The following is a 15,260-nucleotide window of genomic DNA, read 5'->3' on the forward strand; positions in this document are numbered from 1 at the left end:
ACAAACAATGTGACGTACATTCACCGTTATCACTCGGTGTTATCATGAACGGGAATTTGTTTATACCACAGTGCCAGAGGACGGAGGCTTAACCTCAGTGATGCAATTATCTTATGTAAAGGCAGCTCCCTTGCCTTTACATATATTGTACATTGTTCAAATAGCCGTACGATATCTGAATGTATTATTTCTACGTTTAGATATGTTTAGACATCAGGTAATTAAAACTGATAACCAAACTTCAGATATACCTGGCGACCCAGCGCACTGTGCGTTTTGTTGTCAATACCCATAGATTCAGACGGTGCCAGTGGTGCTTCTTCATTCATTAAGTTAGATGCACCTAAAGTTACGGTCAGCTTGTCATACCCCACATAGCTCACACTGGTATCGACAGTAGTCCAGGAGTCGATTTCGTACTTATCGCCGTTGCTGTCTTCAAGATCCAGGTTCTTATCGACATAGTTAAAACTCAGATTGGCCACGAAATCATCCATCGACCAGTCAACCCCGGCAGTCCAGCGGTATTTAGGGTGCTGATATTCCCCGTTGAGGTCTTCAACCACAGTGCTGGTATTACCGGCATCATCACTTTCAAACGACTGCTCTTCGAAGTTCAGCGTATAAGTAAGATTGTAGTTAAAGCGCAGCTCACCCATTTCTGAAGTATTAAGCAGATATTCGATGTCTAGGTCCAGACCATCGGTTTCCCGGCCACCAATGTTGACGAAGGTATCATTGATTGTCAGGATGCGGCCTAAAGTACTGCCCTGACTCGGTGCTCGCACCACCAGGTTCGGATCAGTACCGCAACAGTCGACCAGCTTTTGCGCACCAATTTTCTTGATCAGGTCTTCCTGATCATAGTTCCAGTAATCCACGCCTATGCTAAAGGTATCCGTCGCCTGCCAGATCACACCCAGATTGAAGTTTTCCGATTCTTCCGGCTGCAATTGCTTGTTACCGGCAACGATAGCAGTATATTCAGTCGGCGAACAATCCGAATCAGCACCGGTCTGCTTACAACGTTCTTTGTCAATTACGCTGGGCGATTCGTCGGTGCGGCCAAGGTGCAACTGAACGAGCGAGGGAGCACGGAATGCGGTACCCCAGGAGCCGCGTACCACTACAGAATCGATGGGTGTCCAGCGAAATGCAATCTTGGGATCGGTGGTATTGCCAAAATCACTGTAGTCTTCATGACGCAGCGCTAACTGAAGCTCAAGATTTTCCAGCAATGGCGCACTGAATTCCGCAAACACCGCCGTATTATCGCGATCACCATTGGCTTGCGTCGCTTCTGTACCAAAAATCTCACCTCGGATATACTGGCTATCCGGGTTATCTTCAATTTTTTCATAGCGGTGCTCGAAACCAAATGCCGCAGAGACATAACCATCACCAAATTCAAATAACTCACCGGAAATGGTGCCGTCCAGCGACTGCATGGTCGATGAACCGTAACGGGTGGTGGTGGTTTCAAAGAAGTCCAGCCCGGCCTGAGTATTGGTGCTGGGTTCAAACGGGTTCCACAAGCCTGTGTCTATGGCTTGCTGGGCACGCAATTTATTCGGGAAACCGTCAAAGCCTTTTTCAACAGCACTGGAGCGAATGGCAGAATATGCAAATTCCCATTCCCAATCCTGCCACTGGCCACGCATCCCCATCACAGCGCGATAGTATTCAGAGTCGACGTCTTTTTTCCGGTTGCCGATGTCTACAGTGCGGCGTCGCATTGAGATGTCTACACCATGAAGAAAGTGATCAGGCTGATCGGCCAGAGGGTGATTAGGATTGTCTCCGGCCATTGTTAATTCAGTAAAGCTCGGGCTACCAGCCCCCTGAATAAAGGTCGAGGCGTGCTGAGCGGAAAACTCTGCAAAGCCCTCTACGCCATCCATGATCTCCTGAACGCCGTTATAGTTAAAAGTAACCCGCTCGGTTGAGGGTACCAGACTCATATGTGGCGCATAGTCATAACGACATACATCCCCGATGATCATCTCAGCCGGACAAACATCATTTCCCCACACGTCTGCGAACAAGGTTTGACGGACCTGAGTACCATCATCTTCAGTCCGTACGACAGGCAGACGCGCCCATTGTTCGTCAGTTAGCATGCTGCGCACCACCTCAACGCTGCCAGGAAAACCCGACGAACTCAGTGAGTTATTGCCGCCACGAAAACGTTGATCAGCCGTTGCTGTGTAGTCTCTGTCGGAGTAGAAGATATCGCCCCGTTTAAAGTAATCAAGCGTAAAGTTGTGATGACCTTTGCTGGTAGAGTTACCCCATAATAAGGTGAAGTTTTGCTCTTCACCACCACCATCAGCTGTGTCAGAGACTTTGGCTGCGACTTCAAAGCCGTCGATGTCATTACGTAAAATAATGTTAATAACACCCGCTACCGCATCCGAACCATAAGTTGCCGACGCACCATCTTTGAGTACATCAATGCGCTTTACCGCCGAAACCGGGATTGTATTTAAGTCAACAAAAGACGTTTCAATGTCTTTTGCAAACGGACTCACCGCCACCCGGCGTCCGTTGATCAAAACCAGGGTGGATGATGCCCCAAGACCGCGCAGTGCCACGCTGGAGCCGCCGTTTGCGGTGTCATCACTGGAGTTACCCTGAGTGCTAAATGTACCAGTACCCGCGACCGGGAGTTTTTGCAGCGCACCGATCAGATCGGTTGACCCTGTGGCTGCCAGGTCAGATGCTGAAATCGACTGAACCGGTGAGGGCCCTTCCATATCGGAGCGTTTAATGTGTGAGCCTGTCACCTCGATACGTTCGACTTCACCTTCCTCTGCCATGGCGGTCTGTAAACTGCCAGTAAGGATTGTTGAGACTGCCAGTGCAGTGAGTGTAATCCCCTTTTTCATTCTTACTCTTCTCCATAGTGTTAATTATATTTGTAATTACCAAATATTTTATAACATACAGAAAACACTTTAAGAACACATAAATATACACGAAAGGACTAAACGTTACCAAAAATACACATTTAAGTACAAAAATCTAGCAGCAATCTGAGTTTCAATACTTTTGGTGCGGACAATGCGATGAGATCAAAAAACCCGGCACTCATAGCCGGGTTTTTGTTGCATTATTTATTGCATAAATAAAGGGTATTTAGATAGCCGTATTATTGATGTTTTTAATAAACTGCTTAACTGGCACATCATTGCACTTTAAGTTACGTGCCTGATGACGATATTTGCTCAGGCTGGACAGTCCTTCTTTGGCTGCTTTAAGACATAGTTCAGTCGCAATTGTGCCATTTTTAGCTACCAGCTTCACTGTCGCATGTCCATCTGCTGATTCAGCGTTTACTTGCTTGGCAAATGTGCGAATGTCTTCACCGTTACACTCAAGTGTTTTAGAAAAACGTGATACGAATACACCGTGCTTCGCTCCATATGCACGTGCAGCACTCAGACCTTGTTCCGCAGCGATAGTACATACTTTTGTTTCTGGTGATGCGTTACCGCTCACAACCTGTGCGGCAGCAGTAGCTGAAAAAGATGCAACCGAGATCAATGTAACAAGAGAGAGAGACTTAAACATAATTTACCCCAAACAAACGAATTGACGCGCATTATATATACAAGTTTTACCGTGTAAATGGTAAAACTCAACTTTCCTGATCATTTAATAGCCTATTCACAACTCCCTAATCAGGCGCTTTAAAGCGGTTACAATTTTCGCGTTCATTAACAAAAATAGCGGATATTAACCACCCCGTTTGGCCTGGTTACGGGAACCGTTCAGGGGACTAAGCTGAGCGGGAAAATCTCACTTGCCCCTCCATTCAGGCAAACATAAATGATAGACTTAGCACCACTGACTATTGCACACAAAGAACAACAACGATGAAAGTTATCTCATTCAATATAAACGGTCTGCGCGCTCGCCTGCACCAGTTACAAGCTCTGATAGATAAACACCAGCCCGATGTGATCGGCTTGCAGGAAATAAAAGTGCATGACGAAGCCTTCCCGGTCGCAGACGTTGAAGCGATGGGCTATCACGTCTATTTTCACGGTCAAAAAGCCCACTATGGTGTGGCATTGCTTTCTAAAAAGCCGGCTAAACAAATCCAAAAGGGCTTTGCAACAGACACCGAAGAATCACAAAGGCGCATGATCATTGGCACCTTCGAAAGCAACAGTGGCGAAGATGTCACGGTTATGAACGGTTACTTCCCGCAGGGTGATAACATTAACCACGAGACCAAGTTTCCGTATAAACGTCAGTTTTATGCCGATCTGATGACCCACCTGAACAGCACTGCCGATAACAGTGAACACCTGATAGTGATGGGTGATATCAATATTTCTCCTGTCGACCTGGATATTGGCATTGGTGAACCCAACCGCAAGCGCTGGCTGAAAACCGGTAAGTGTTCATTCCAGCCCATTGAACGTGAATGGCTACAAACATTACTGGAGTGGGGCCTCAAAGATACCTTCCGCGAGCTGACGCCGGACGCCAGCGAAAAATATTCGTGGTTTGATTATCGCTCAAAAGGGTTCGACGACAATCGCGGCCTGCGTATAGACGTTGTTCTGGCCACCGACTCTTTGATGGCAAAATGTGTTGAAAGCGACATTGACTACGAGCTGCGTGGGATCGAAAAACCGTCAGATCATGCCCCAATCTGGGCGACCTTTGACCTGTAATTAGTATGTTCACTGCGCTTATAGCCATGGGCTTGTTCGCCCTGAGCATCAACAAGCAACAGTACCAGGCACTGCTACAGACACCGGCAAGACAAACCGGCGTGCTGGCCAGTGCGCTGGTGCTGGCGCTGTTGTGGCAGGCTCAGGCTGGGATTTTACCCCAGTTGTCCATTCATATCCTCGGGATCACAGCTGTAACGCTCACACTCGGCTGGCATATGGGATTGCTGTGCAGTACGCTGGCCACGCTGCTCAGTTATTTCTTTGGCCCTATGCCCATCGACAACCTCTGGGCATTCTGGCTGTTTACTGCCCTGCTCCCGGTATACCTGAGTTATGGCCTGTTTTTACTCTGTTATCACTTTCTCAGCCGGCACTTTTTTGTCTATATTTTTGTCTGTGCCTTTTTGTGTGGTGGGCTGGTTGCAGCCAGTAAAATACTTATCAGCGCGTTCTATTACCTGAGTATCGGGCTATATGACTGGCCTGTGCTGGTAGATAACTACATCTTTTATACGGTCATCATGTGGTTCCCTGAAGCCATGCTGAACGGGATGGCCATTACCTTGCTGATCACTTACCGACCTCACTGGGTCAAAACCTTTTATGATAGGGATTACTTAGATAAATGACGCTGCATTATCGTTGCCCCATTTGCTCAGCGCCGCTGAGTGAACACAATAAAACATTGCATTGTGCGCACAACCATCAGTTTGATGTAGCGAAAGAGGGCTATGTTAACCTGTTACCCGTCCAGTTTAAAAAGTCTCGTCAGCCTGGCGACAACCTGGATATGGTGCAGGCCCGTCGTGCCTTTTTTGCCACCGAACACTACCAGTTTTTACAATCTCACCTGGCTCAGGCCATTGCAGCATTGCCCTGCCAGGTGGTTATCGATATGGGCTGTGGAGAAGGCTTTTATACGCAGGCCATTGCCAATTCACTGCCCGCAACAAGCCAGGTGTTCGGTGTCGATATTTCAAAACCAGCTATCCGCTACGCTGCAAAACGTTACCCTCAGGTCCGTTTTAGCGTGGCCTCGATTAAAGATACGCCATTTGTTGCCGCTCAGGCAGATGTACTGTTAAGTGTGTTCGCGCCGGTGTTTGCTGATGAAATGGCGCGCCTGCTCAAACCGCAAGGCCAGTTACTGCTTGTCAGCCCGGGGCCTAAACACTTGTATGAGCTGAAAACGCATATTTACGATGAAGTGCGACTCCATGACACCCCGGATTGCCCACAGGGTTTTGTCGAAGCAGAGCAAACCCACCTTGAGCAAACCCAGCAGGTGCCCACCGACGTCGTCAAGCACTTGATCAAAATGACGCCTTTTGCGTGGAAATTTAAAGAAAGTCACTACGAGGCACTGGAGCGAGCCAGCCACCATGAAGTGACCTTTTCTTTTCTGATCACGCGCTACCAAAAAGCCTGATCAGCCTACCTACCAAAAAAACCTCTGACATATCAGAGGTTTTCTTTTGCAAATGCTTTGTCCATTTTCTCAAACATATCTTTGAGTAGTTTAGCCAGTTCACGATACTTAGGATCCCGTGATGCATCGGCTTGATACCCATTGGCCACCATTTTGTGATACAGTTCTTTATACCAGCTGCTCAGGGCTGGATTAAGACGCGTATCCGCCCGCTTCCCCAGCCACAGCAACCCCTGTACAGGCAAAGACAAAAAGAATAAAGCGATGGTAATAGCCTGAGGTAAATATGCCATTCCCAAGTACGAAGTTTGAACAAAGACCGAAATAATCGCCAGCGCAGGCATTACCTGAAGGGCAAATTCAGTGGCTTTAATCACTCTGAATTCGGGAAATAACAGCGTCAATTCCTTGCGCATTGGCCACTCTTTGGCGTACTGACGTCCAAGTTGCACTTGTGAAATAAGACTTTTCTGCATCATAACTCCCGGGTGCAAGGGCAAATTTTTACTCACTTGTCATTGATTGAAAACCGGCAACGAACAACTTACATTTAGTCCATTTCAGAATGCCAGGCAACATCATTAACCCGTTGCTTACCTGATATCGACTAGTGCCGCTTTGTCATCAATAAAACGCTCAATAAAATACGATAAACCAATCGAGACGGCCTAACGCTTCTCAAAAAAATCGGGTAAAATTAACTTTATACTCGTCAATTATACCTTAGTCTAATATATAGCTAAACGCGCCTTTTCATTTAGCTTAATACGCAATAACAGTTATTGTCAAAACGGATAGTCATTATGTCATCTACCCATGTTCTGGTACTCAATTGTGGCAGCTCCAGCCTCAAATTCGCAATCATAGACCCAAACACCGCTCAGGAACACCTTTCAGGATTGGCTGAACGCCTTGGCGAAAGCAATCCTCAGATCAAGTACAAGCACCAAGGTCAAAAACACACCGTTGCACTTAATGCCGGTGACGCCCACCAGATTGCTATCGACAAACTGGTCGAGCTGGTCAAATCGCTCGACCTGGACAAAGAGCTGGTTGCTGTGGGTCACCGCGTCGTGCATGGGGGTGAACACTTCACACAATCGGCACTGATAGATGACACAGTGCACCAGGCTATAGTCAAAACCGCCGATCTGGCACCATTGCACAATCCGGCCAACCTGCTGGGCATCGACGCCGCCACTGGAGCCTTTAGTCACTTGCCTCAGGTCGCAGTATTCGACACAGCCTTCCATCAAAGCATGGCACCTACTGCGTACCTCTACGCGTTGCCCTATGACCTGTACAAATCCCATGGGATCCGCCGTTATGGCTTCCATGGCACCAGCCACTATTTTGTATCGACTCAGGCCATCAAAGCATTAGGCCTTGAGCAAAAAAGTTCTCGAATTATTACTGCGCACCTGGGTAACGGCTGCTCTGTTTGTGCAATAAAAGACGGTAAATCGGTGGATACCAGTATGGGACTGACACCATTGGAGGGCCTGATCATGGGCACTCGCAGCGGTGATATCGATCCGGGCCTGTTCTCCTACCTGGTTAACCAGCTTGATTACAGCGTTGAACAAGTCGATACCTTACTGAATAAGCAAAGTGGTCTGCTGGGGATCAGTGAACTATCGAATGACTGTCGCACTATCGAAGAAGCCGCAGCAGACGGACACCCGCAGGCAACCCTGGCGCTGGACATGTTCTGTTATCGCCTGGCTAAGCAAATTGCCAGTTTTGCAGTCCCCCTGGGTGGCGTTGATGCGCTGGTCTTTACCGGCGGCATTGGCGAAAACTCTGATGTTATCCGTGCAAAAGTGGTCGAGCAACTTGGCTTTTTAGGTATGCAGATTGATGAGCAGGCAAACCTGAATGCCCGTTTTGGCAACGAGGGGGAAATTACCCGCTCTGGTGCTGCCACCAAGGCACTGGTGATCCCAACGAATGAAGAATGGGTCATCGCCCATGATGCCGCGCAACTGGCACAGGAGCAATAAGCTATGAGCCGTCGTATTATGTTGATCCCAATTTCAACCGGTGTTGGCTTAACGTCCGTGTCGGTTGGATTGGTGCGCGCACTGGAGCAAAAAGCCGTTGCGGTTAATTTTTTCAAACCCATAGCACAGCCCCGCAAAGAAGATACGGGCCCGGAGAAATCAACGTTGATAGTTCAACAGGGATCATCGATTTCCCCCCCGAAACCATTTGCACTGAGCTATGCCGAGCAGATGATTGGTGATGGCAAAGGCGACGATTTACTGGAAGAAATTGTCGAGCGCTTTGAAAGTACGATCAATCCGGGTGAAGTGGCCATCATTGAAGGGATGGTGCCAACACGCCGCCAGCCTTATGCTGGCCGCGTCAATCGGGAAATCGCCCAGACACTGGGCGCAGACATTGTGTTTGTGCTGACCCCGGGTAACGACAACAATGACCAACTGGAAGACCGCCTGGAAATTGCCGCCGGAAACTATGGGGGGGTTGACCATGCGCGGGTATTAGGCTGTATCTTTAACAAGGTCAACGCACCACTTGATGAAGATGGCCGTGCGCGTGCCGATCTGGTCGACCAGCACGAGCCGGAACAGCTGGAAAACGAACTGAACCGGTTAGCCTCTTTACCTATCTTCCGCAAGCATCCATTTATGTTACTCGGCGCCATTCCGTGGGATTTTGATCTGGTCGCCCCACGCGTGGTCGACCTGAGTAACTATCTGGGTGCGGAAGTGATCAATGCCGGAGATATGGCGCACCGCCGGCTAAGGCGTGTCACCTTCTGTGCCAGAACGGTCTCAAATATTCTGAACCACTTTACGCCAGGCGCCCTGCTGGTCACACCGGGTGACCGCTCCGATATTTTAGTTGCAGGTTGCCTGAGTGCGATGAACGGTACTAAGCTGGGTGCTATTTTGCTCACTGGCGGTTTTAAACCCGAAGCCAAGATCATGGAATTGTGCGAACAAGCCATGGCAACGGGTCTGCCTATTTTGGCGACCACAGCTGATACCTGGCGAACTTCTCTGTTACTGCATAACTTCAATATGGAGGTGCCTGCTGATGACGAACAACGTATCGACAAAGTCAAACAACATAACGCCGATCATATAGACGCCGACTGGTTGGATTCATTGGCTCAAGGGGTGGCGAGAACGCGCAAGCTATCTCCACCGGCATTTCGCTTTTTACTGACCGACTCAGCGCGTAAAGCCAATAAAACCATCGTACTGCCTGAAGGCAATGAGCCTCGTACTATCAAAGCTGCTGCTATTTGTGGGGAACGAGGTATTGCCAAAACCGTGCTGCTCGGAGACCGTGAAGAAATTGAACGTATTGCCACGCAGCAAGGTGTAGAGCTCAATGACAATGTCACCATTCTCGATCCCAATGAAGAAGTTGAAAAGTACATAGCGCCTATGGTGGAGCTGCGTAAAAACAAAGGCCTGACCGAAGTCGTGGCGGCTGAGCAATTACAGGATAACGTGGTGCTGGGTACCATGATGCTGGCAGAAGACAAAGTAGACGGCCTGGTGTCCGGTGCAGTCAACACGACCGCCAATACCATTCGCCCACCACTTCAGTTGATCAAAACTGCGCCGGATTCCTCTTTGGTCAGTTCGGTGTTCTTTATGCTGTTACCCGATCAGGTGCTGGTGTATGGTGACTGTGCCATTAACCCCGATCCAACTGCAGAGCAATTGGCCGATATCGCAATCCAGTCTGCCGAGTCTGCCGCTGCATTTGGTATTGAGCCTAAGGTGGCGATGATCAGCTACAGTACCGGCACATCGGGCCAGGGGGCTGACGTTGACAAAGTCCGTGAAGCGACGCGCATTGCGCAAGAAAAACGCCCGGATCTGGATATTGACGGACCACTCCAATACGACGCCGCCATTATGGAAAATGTCGCACGTAAGAAGGCACCAAACAGCAAGGTGGCTGGTAAAGCAACGGTGTTTGTATTCCCGGACCTCAATACCGGCAACACTACTTATAAAGCCGTTCAGCGAAGCGCTGATCTGATCAGTATCGGGCCCATGCTGCAAGGTATGCGCAAGCCTGTTAATGATCTCAGCCGTGGCGCACTGGTTGATGATATTGTCTATACCATCGCACTGACTGCAATCCAGGCAGGACAAAACGACCAGTAACATGTCAGGCAAGCCTGTTGTGTAATTCGGGAGGCAGACTCGCTTCCCGAATTACAACTTGGCTGAGTGTGCAGCCAACGGAAAAAGGTTTCTTTTGCCCATGCTTGACTATACTATGAAAGAGTCAAAAGTGTCAGGACTCGGATATGTCGAAGCAAACATTGCAGGTATTGCCGCACAATTTTACCATCCATAGTCTGGATAGTGATCAGGCTGTGCCCGCTGAAGTAATGTCCGCAGAGATATTTTTTATTGCAAAAACCTCCGAAGAGCTCTCAATTGTTTGCCCCAGCGACCTCACGTTTGACAGTTTCGCCACCGAGCCACATTGGCGCGCACTGGAAGTCATTGGCCCATTGGGTTTTTCGCTCACCGGCATCATGGCCAATATTTCAGGCGTCTTGGCCAGTGCGAATGTGTCAATCTTTTCGATTTCTACCTACGACACCGACTATATTCTGGTTAAAGAAACGCAACTTCCAGATGCCATTAAGGCACTCAAAAAAGACGGATACCTGTTTGTCTGATGCACTTATCACAACAGATTAATTACGCACCCATTGCGCAAATTGCCAACCCAATCATGCATATCGCCAGCCCCTTTACTGGCAAAGTGCACCCTCTCAGCCGGCATCCAGAGCCTTTGTTTGCCTGCGGTATGTTAGGTCCTGGGGTTTGTGTGAAATTAAACTCGGCTATGATGCTGGCTCCCTGCCCAGCGAAGGTCGAAAAAATCAGTCAGCAAGGCTGCGAGTTTGTACTGCGCGCCAAATCCGGACTTCTGATGTTGCTGCACCTGCAGCTCCCAACGGAGTACCGTAAAACAGAGCATCTTATTCAGCATAGTTATGGTAAAAAGCAGGTCACGATGGGCGATATCTTATGTTATTTCGATGTGCCGGGCGACATGAGTATTCTGGGTACCCTAATTCTGCTCAATGCAGATAAACTGGGACCCTGTTATTTTCCTTTAAATCAAGTTACTGCGGGTAAAGATCCGCTTATTACACTTTCCAGGGCATGTAATTTATGACCACCATTATGTACGGTATCAGCAACTGCGATACGATTAAAAAAGCAAAGAAATTCCTCGAACAAAACGACATCAGCTTTACTTTTCACGATTACCGAAAAGACGGGCTGGATGCACAGATGCTGGCAGAATTTGTCGCTGCACTGGGTTGGGAAAACGTACTCAACAAACGGGGTACCACTTACCGTGCACTGAGCGATGAAGACAAGCAAAACCTTGATGCAGACAGCGCACAAAAACATATGCTGGCAGCGCCTGCAATGATCAAGCGCCCCATTTTATTGCACGCTGGCCAGTACCATCTTGGCTTTAAGGCACCTCAATACCAGGACATTTTCTCGCTATGAGTGAGACGCACAGTGAGGTAGTCGCACTGGCAAAGGCGCTTGTCCAGCGCCCTTCTGTCACGCCAGAGGACGCCGGATGTCAGGCTATGATCAACGCGCGTCTGAGCGCACTGGGATTCAACGTCGAAGAGCACTTCTTTGTTGATACGCTCAATACCTGGGCACGCAAAGGCACACAAGGCCCGCATTTTTGCTTTGCTGGCCACACCGATGTTGTTCCCGTCGGAAATGAGCGAGACTGGCGTTACCCGCCATTTTCAGGTGATATACACGATGGTATGTTACATGGCCGTGGTGCAGCTGATATGAAAGGTTCATTGGCGGCTATGGTGGTGGCCACAGAGCGTTTTGTCGCGCGTTTTCCTGATCATAACGGGTCGATCAGTTTTCTGATCACCTCAGATGAAGAGGGTCCATTTATTAATGGCACGACTAAAGTGGTTGATTTGCTCGAAGCCAGAAATGAAAAAATAGACATGTGCCTGGTTGGCGAGCCGTCGTCCAGAGAACAATTGGGTGATGTGGTTAAAAATGGACGCCGTGGTTCACTGACCGGGCATCTGTCTGTCAAGGGTATACAAGGCCATGTTGCCTACCCCCACCTGGCCAGAAACCCAATCCATCAGAGCACACCGGCACTGACAGAGCTCAGTACAACACAGTGGGATCAGGGTAACGCGTTTTTCCCGGCCACCAGCTTTCAGATCTCAAATATCCACGGTGGGACCGGCGCAGGCAATGTGATCCCCGGCAGTCTGGATGTTCAGTTTAACTTTCGCTTCAGTACCGAAGTGACCGCTGAACAACTCAAGGCCCGAGTTTGCGAAATTCTCGACAGACACGGTCTGGACTATGATCTGCACTGGACACTCAATGGCCTGCCCTTTTTAACCGAACCCGGGCCTTTGTTGAATGTAACGCTGGAAGCCATTAAAACGGTGACCGGCATTGATGCCAACCCGGAAACAACCGGGGGGACCTCTGATGGGCGCTTTATCGCACAAACCGGCTGTAAGGTGATCGAGCTGGGGCCAGTGAATGCCACTATCCATCAGGTAAATGAATGCGTAAGCACTGAATCGCTCGACCAGCTTGCTGAAATCTACGAACTGATCCTGGAAAAGCTACTTACATGAGTCATCTCAGCAAACTTAAGTCTCAGGCCAGTGGCCTCTGTGACAGCCACATAGTCCCGTTTGCGGGTCATGCTGTTCACGGAGCCATCCACCGTGATCTCAGCGCACTGAGTGAAGCTGCCAGACAGGCCGGGTTTACCTTTCGTATTGCTTCGGCTCATCGTGACTTTCATCGCCAATGCCTGATTTGGAACAACAAGTTTCGGGGTGTGCGCCCGGTGTTAAATCGTCAAAATGAAGTGGTCGACTTGTCTGTATTAACGCCAGAAGCCTGTGTGCACGCCATTATGCTCTACTCGGCCCTGCCCGGTGCCAGCCGCCATCACTTCGGCACTGATCTGGATGTTTACGCCAGCAATTGCCTGCCAGCTGGCCAGCACCTGCAGCTAGAGCCCTGGGAATATGAACATGATGGGCCTTTTGCCGAATTTAATGCCTGGCTGAACGAGCACCTCAGTGCGTTTGGGTTTTTTCGGCCCTATCGGTGTTATCAGGGCGGTGTTGCGGCCGAACCGTGGCATATCAGCCACAGGCACCGTGCTGCTGATATGATGGAAGCGGTCTCTGTGGAGACTCTGGCAGCAGTGATCAGCAGTCACGACGTCGCAGCCAAACACACGATTATAGAGATGTTGCCAACGCTATACGAGCGATATATCAGCAACATCTGTGATTAAGCTAGCAATGGGGCGCCCGCTATTGCTGACGATAATGCTCGAAGAATCGCTGCATCCGAGCCATGGCAGGCTCCAGCTCATCCATATGTGGTAAAAATACCAACCGGAAATGATCTGGCTGAGGCCAGTTAAACGCCCGGCCATGCACCAGTAGTATTTTCTCTTCACGCAACAGGTCCAGCATCATTCGCTCATCATTTTTCACATTGAAATGTTGCGTATCTATTTTAGCAAAAGCATATAGTGCGCCCATTGGCTTAACACAGGATACGCCCTGAATATCATTCAAGCCTTGCCATGCAATCTCACGTTGTTCGTATAAACGTCCACCAGGCTGGATCAAGGCATCTATTGACTGCACCCCACCCAGTGCTTGCTGGATGGCAAATTGTGCTGGTACATTGGCGCACAAACGCATGGATGCCAGCATGTTGAGACCATCTATTAAATCTTTCATTGCCGACACTTTTCCACTGAGCACCATCCAGCCCATACGTAAGCCTGCTGCCCGATAGGTCTTGGCAAGCCCGTTAAAGGTGATCACAGGTAAATCGTCACATAGAGAGGCAATTGACCAATGCTGAGCGCCGTCATAAAGGATTTTTTCATAGATTTCATCACTGAGCAGCAACAGGTTATGCTCTCTGGCAATATCAATAAGCCCCTCAAGCAGCGCTTTGCTGTACACGGCCCCGGTCGGATTATTGGGATTAATTAACACCAGGGCACGAGTTTTAGAGGTAATCTTGGCGCGTATATCAGCTAAATCAGGAAACCAGTCGGCAGCTTCGTCACATAAGTAATGAACGGGTTTACCACCTGATAACTTAACTGACGCCGTCCATAGCGGATAATCAGGTGCAGGTATCAGTACTTCATCACCATCGTTTAACAATGCCTGCGTGACCATCTGGATAAGCTCACTGACACCGTTACCAATAAAAATGTTGTCTACGCTGATATTTGGCAGGCATTTCTGTTGATAGTGCTGATAAACCGCGACACGGGCGGAATAAAGTCCTTTTGAATCACAATAACCCTGAGCATCTGACAAATTGCGAATGATGTCACGGTGCATATCTTCTGGCATGTCGAAACCAAATGCCGCCGGATTCCCTATATTCAGTTTGAGGACTTTAGTGCCCTCGTCTTCCATTTTCTTTGCCTGTGACAACACAGGACCGCGAATATCGTAGCACACCCCATTGAGTTTGCTGCTTTTAGTAATTTTTATCATTATTTCTCCCCATTCAGGCTACTAGAATAGCGCCCAAATAACAGGAAGAAAAGCAGATTTCCGGGCGGAAATTAAAAGAAGACTTCAATGAAGTACAGAACGAATTTCGCCACCAAAATGTGACGGCCCAGGAAAATCAACAGCTCATGCAAAGCTGAGCTGTATGGAATTGTCAAGCTTTACCGCAAACGAGCTATACCAGTAGCCTAAGCATTCGCCATCAGCCATTGCTGCAACTTGGCCGTGGACCCTATCACTTGCTGAGATAAACCACCCAGCGCGTCTTTGGCAGCGTTCACATCCCCCTGAAGCAGTAACATTTCTACCTCCCGAGCACTGTCAGATAAACTCATTGCTCCAAACTGTGCCGCATTCGATTTCAGACTGTGCGCGTTGCGCGTTGCAGCCTCAAGATCGACAGGCAAAGACTCTCGCACTTCGCGTTCCAGGCGCTCAAACTCACTGATGCAGAATACTAAAGTGTCTGAAAATTGCTCACCTAACAGGGACTGCATCGTATCCAGGCAAGCTTCATCAATCATTACATTCATATTAG

The 15,260-nt window shown here is 48.9% G+C and carries 15 protein-coding genes; 10 read left to right on the forward strand and 5 right to left on the reverse strand.

Features of this window, described 5'->3' with window-relative positions; genetic code table 11:
• Positions 1-221: 221 nt before the first annotated feature.
• Positions 222-2,888 (reverse strand): TonB-dependent receptor, encoded by a 2,667-nt coding sequence (locus MHN33_RS00620; RefSeq protein ID WP_239393230.1) that lies wholly within the window; start codon positions 2,886-2,888, stop codon positions 222-224.
• A 250-nt stretch (positions 2,889-3,138) separates the two neighbouring features.
• Positions 3,139-3,573, reverse strand: a complete 435-nt coding sequence (locus tag MHN33_RS00625; RefSeq protein ID WP_239393231.1) for an exonuclease III — start codon at positions 3,571-3,573, stop codon at positions 3,139-3,141.
• Between the two features lie 305 nt (positions 3,574-3,878).
• Here MHN33_RS00625 and xthA point away from each other — a divergent pair, with 305 nt between their 5' ends.
• From xthA to rlmA, 3 genes are read left to right on the forward strand one after another with little or no spacing between them, the layout of a single operon-like run.
• Positions 3,879-4,688, forward strand: a complete 810-nt coding sequence (gene xthA / locus MHN33_RS00630; RefSeq protein ID WP_239393232.1) for an exodeoxyribonuclease III — start codon at positions 3,879-3,881, stop codon at positions 4,686-4,688.
• Between the two features lie 5 nt (positions 4,689-4,693).
• Entirely contained in the window at positions 4,694-5,320 is a 627-nt protein-coding gene (locus MHN33_RS00635; RefSeq protein WP_239393233.1) for an energy-coupling factor ABC transporter permease, read from the forward strand.
• A complete protein-coding gene (rlmA, locus tag MHN33_RS00640; RefSeq protein ID WP_239393234.1) occupies positions 5,317-6,120 on the forward strand; it encodes a 23S rRNA (guanine(745)-N(1))-methyltransferase in 804 nt (267 codons plus the stop codon). Before MHN33_RS00635 ends, rlmA begins: the two co-directional genes overlap by 4 nt.
• 32 nt (positions 6,121-6,152) lie before the next feature.
• On the opposite strand, the gene yfbV is transcribed toward rlmA, so the two are convergent.
• On the reverse strand, positions 6,153-6,596 hold the full coding sequence (gene yfbV, locus MHN33_RS00645) for a terminus macrodomain insulation protein YfbV (RefSeq protein WP_239394960.1): 444 nt from the start codon (positions 6,594-6,596) through the stop codon (positions 6,153-6,155).
• A 327-nt stretch (positions 6,597-6,923) separates the two neighbouring features.
• Between yfbV and MHN33_RS00650 the strand changes: the two genes are divergently transcribed.
• The 7 genes from MHN33_RS00650 (at position 6,924) to MHN33_RS00680 (ending at position 13,467) form a co-directional block, all read left to right on the forward strand.
• Positions 6,924-8,123: an acetate kinase gene (locus tag MHN33_RS00650; RefSeq protein WP_239393235.1), complete on the forward strand. Its 1,200-nt coding sequence runs from the start codon at positions 6,924-6,926 to the stop codon at positions 8,121-8,123.
• Between the two features lie 3 nt (positions 8,124-8,126).
• Positions 8,127-10,274: a phosphate acetyltransferase gene (pta, locus tag MHN33_RS00655; RefSeq protein WP_239393236.1), complete on the forward strand. Its 2,148-nt coding sequence runs from the start codon at positions 8,127-8,129 to the stop codon at positions 10,272-10,274.
• 146 nt (positions 10,275-10,420) lie between these two features.
• On the forward strand, positions 10,421-10,801 hold the full coding sequence (locus MHN33_RS00660; RefSeq protein WP_239393237.1) for an ACT domain-containing protein: 381 nt from the start codon (positions 10,421-10,423) through the stop codon (positions 10,799-10,801).
• Positions 10,801-11,307, forward strand: coding sequence for a PTS glucose transporter subunit IIA (locus MHN33_RS00665; protein WP_239393238.1), 507 nt, complete (start codon positions 10,801-10,803; stop codon positions 11,305-11,307). The genes MHN33_RS00660 and MHN33_RS00665 overlap by 1 nt, the downstream gene beginning before the upstream one ends.
• Positions 11,304-11,654 (forward strand): ArsC family reductase, encoded by a 351-nt coding sequence (locus tag MHN33_RS00670; protein WP_239393239.1) that lies wholly within the window; start codon positions 11,304-11,306, stop codon positions 11,652-11,654. The genes MHN33_RS00665 and MHN33_RS00670 overlap by 4 nt, the downstream gene beginning before the upstream one ends.
• Complete coding sequence (gene dapE / locus MHN33_RS00675) at positions 11,651-12,790, forward strand: succinyl-diaminopimelate desuccinylase (protein WP_239393240.1); 1,140 nt, start codon at positions 11,651-11,653, stop codon at positions 12,788-12,790. Before MHN33_RS00670 ends, dapE begins: the two co-directional genes overlap by 4 nt.
• On the forward strand, positions 12,787-13,467 hold the full coding sequence (locus MHN33_RS00680; RefSeq protein WP_239393241.1) for a M15 family metallopeptidase: 681 nt from the start codon (positions 12,787-12,789) through the stop codon (positions 13,465-13,467). The genes dapE and MHN33_RS00680 overlap by 4 nt, the downstream gene beginning before the upstream one ends.
• A gap of 19 nt (positions 13,468-13,486) precedes the next feature.
• Here the strand turns inward: MHN33_RS00680 and MHN33_RS00685 are convergent, their stop codons facing one another.
• Entirely contained in the window at positions 13,487-14,704 is a 1,218-nt protein-coding gene (locus MHN33_RS00685) for a pyridoxal phosphate-dependent aminotransferase (RefSeq protein WP_239393242.1), read from the reverse strand.
• A 206-nt stretch (positions 14,705-14,910) separates the two neighbouring features.
• Complete coding sequence (locus MHN33_RS00690) at positions 14,911-15,255, reverse strand: Hpt domain-containing protein (RefSeq protein ID WP_239393243.1); 345 nt, start codon at positions 15,253-15,255, stop codon at positions 14,911-14,913.
• Positions 15,256-15,260: the final 5 nt, after the last annotated feature.

The organism is Pseudoalteromonas sp. OOF1S-7 (genome assembly GCF_022347765.1).
GTDB lineage: Bacteria > Pseudomonadota > Gammaproteobacteria > Enterobacterales > Alteromonadaceae > Pseudoalteromonas.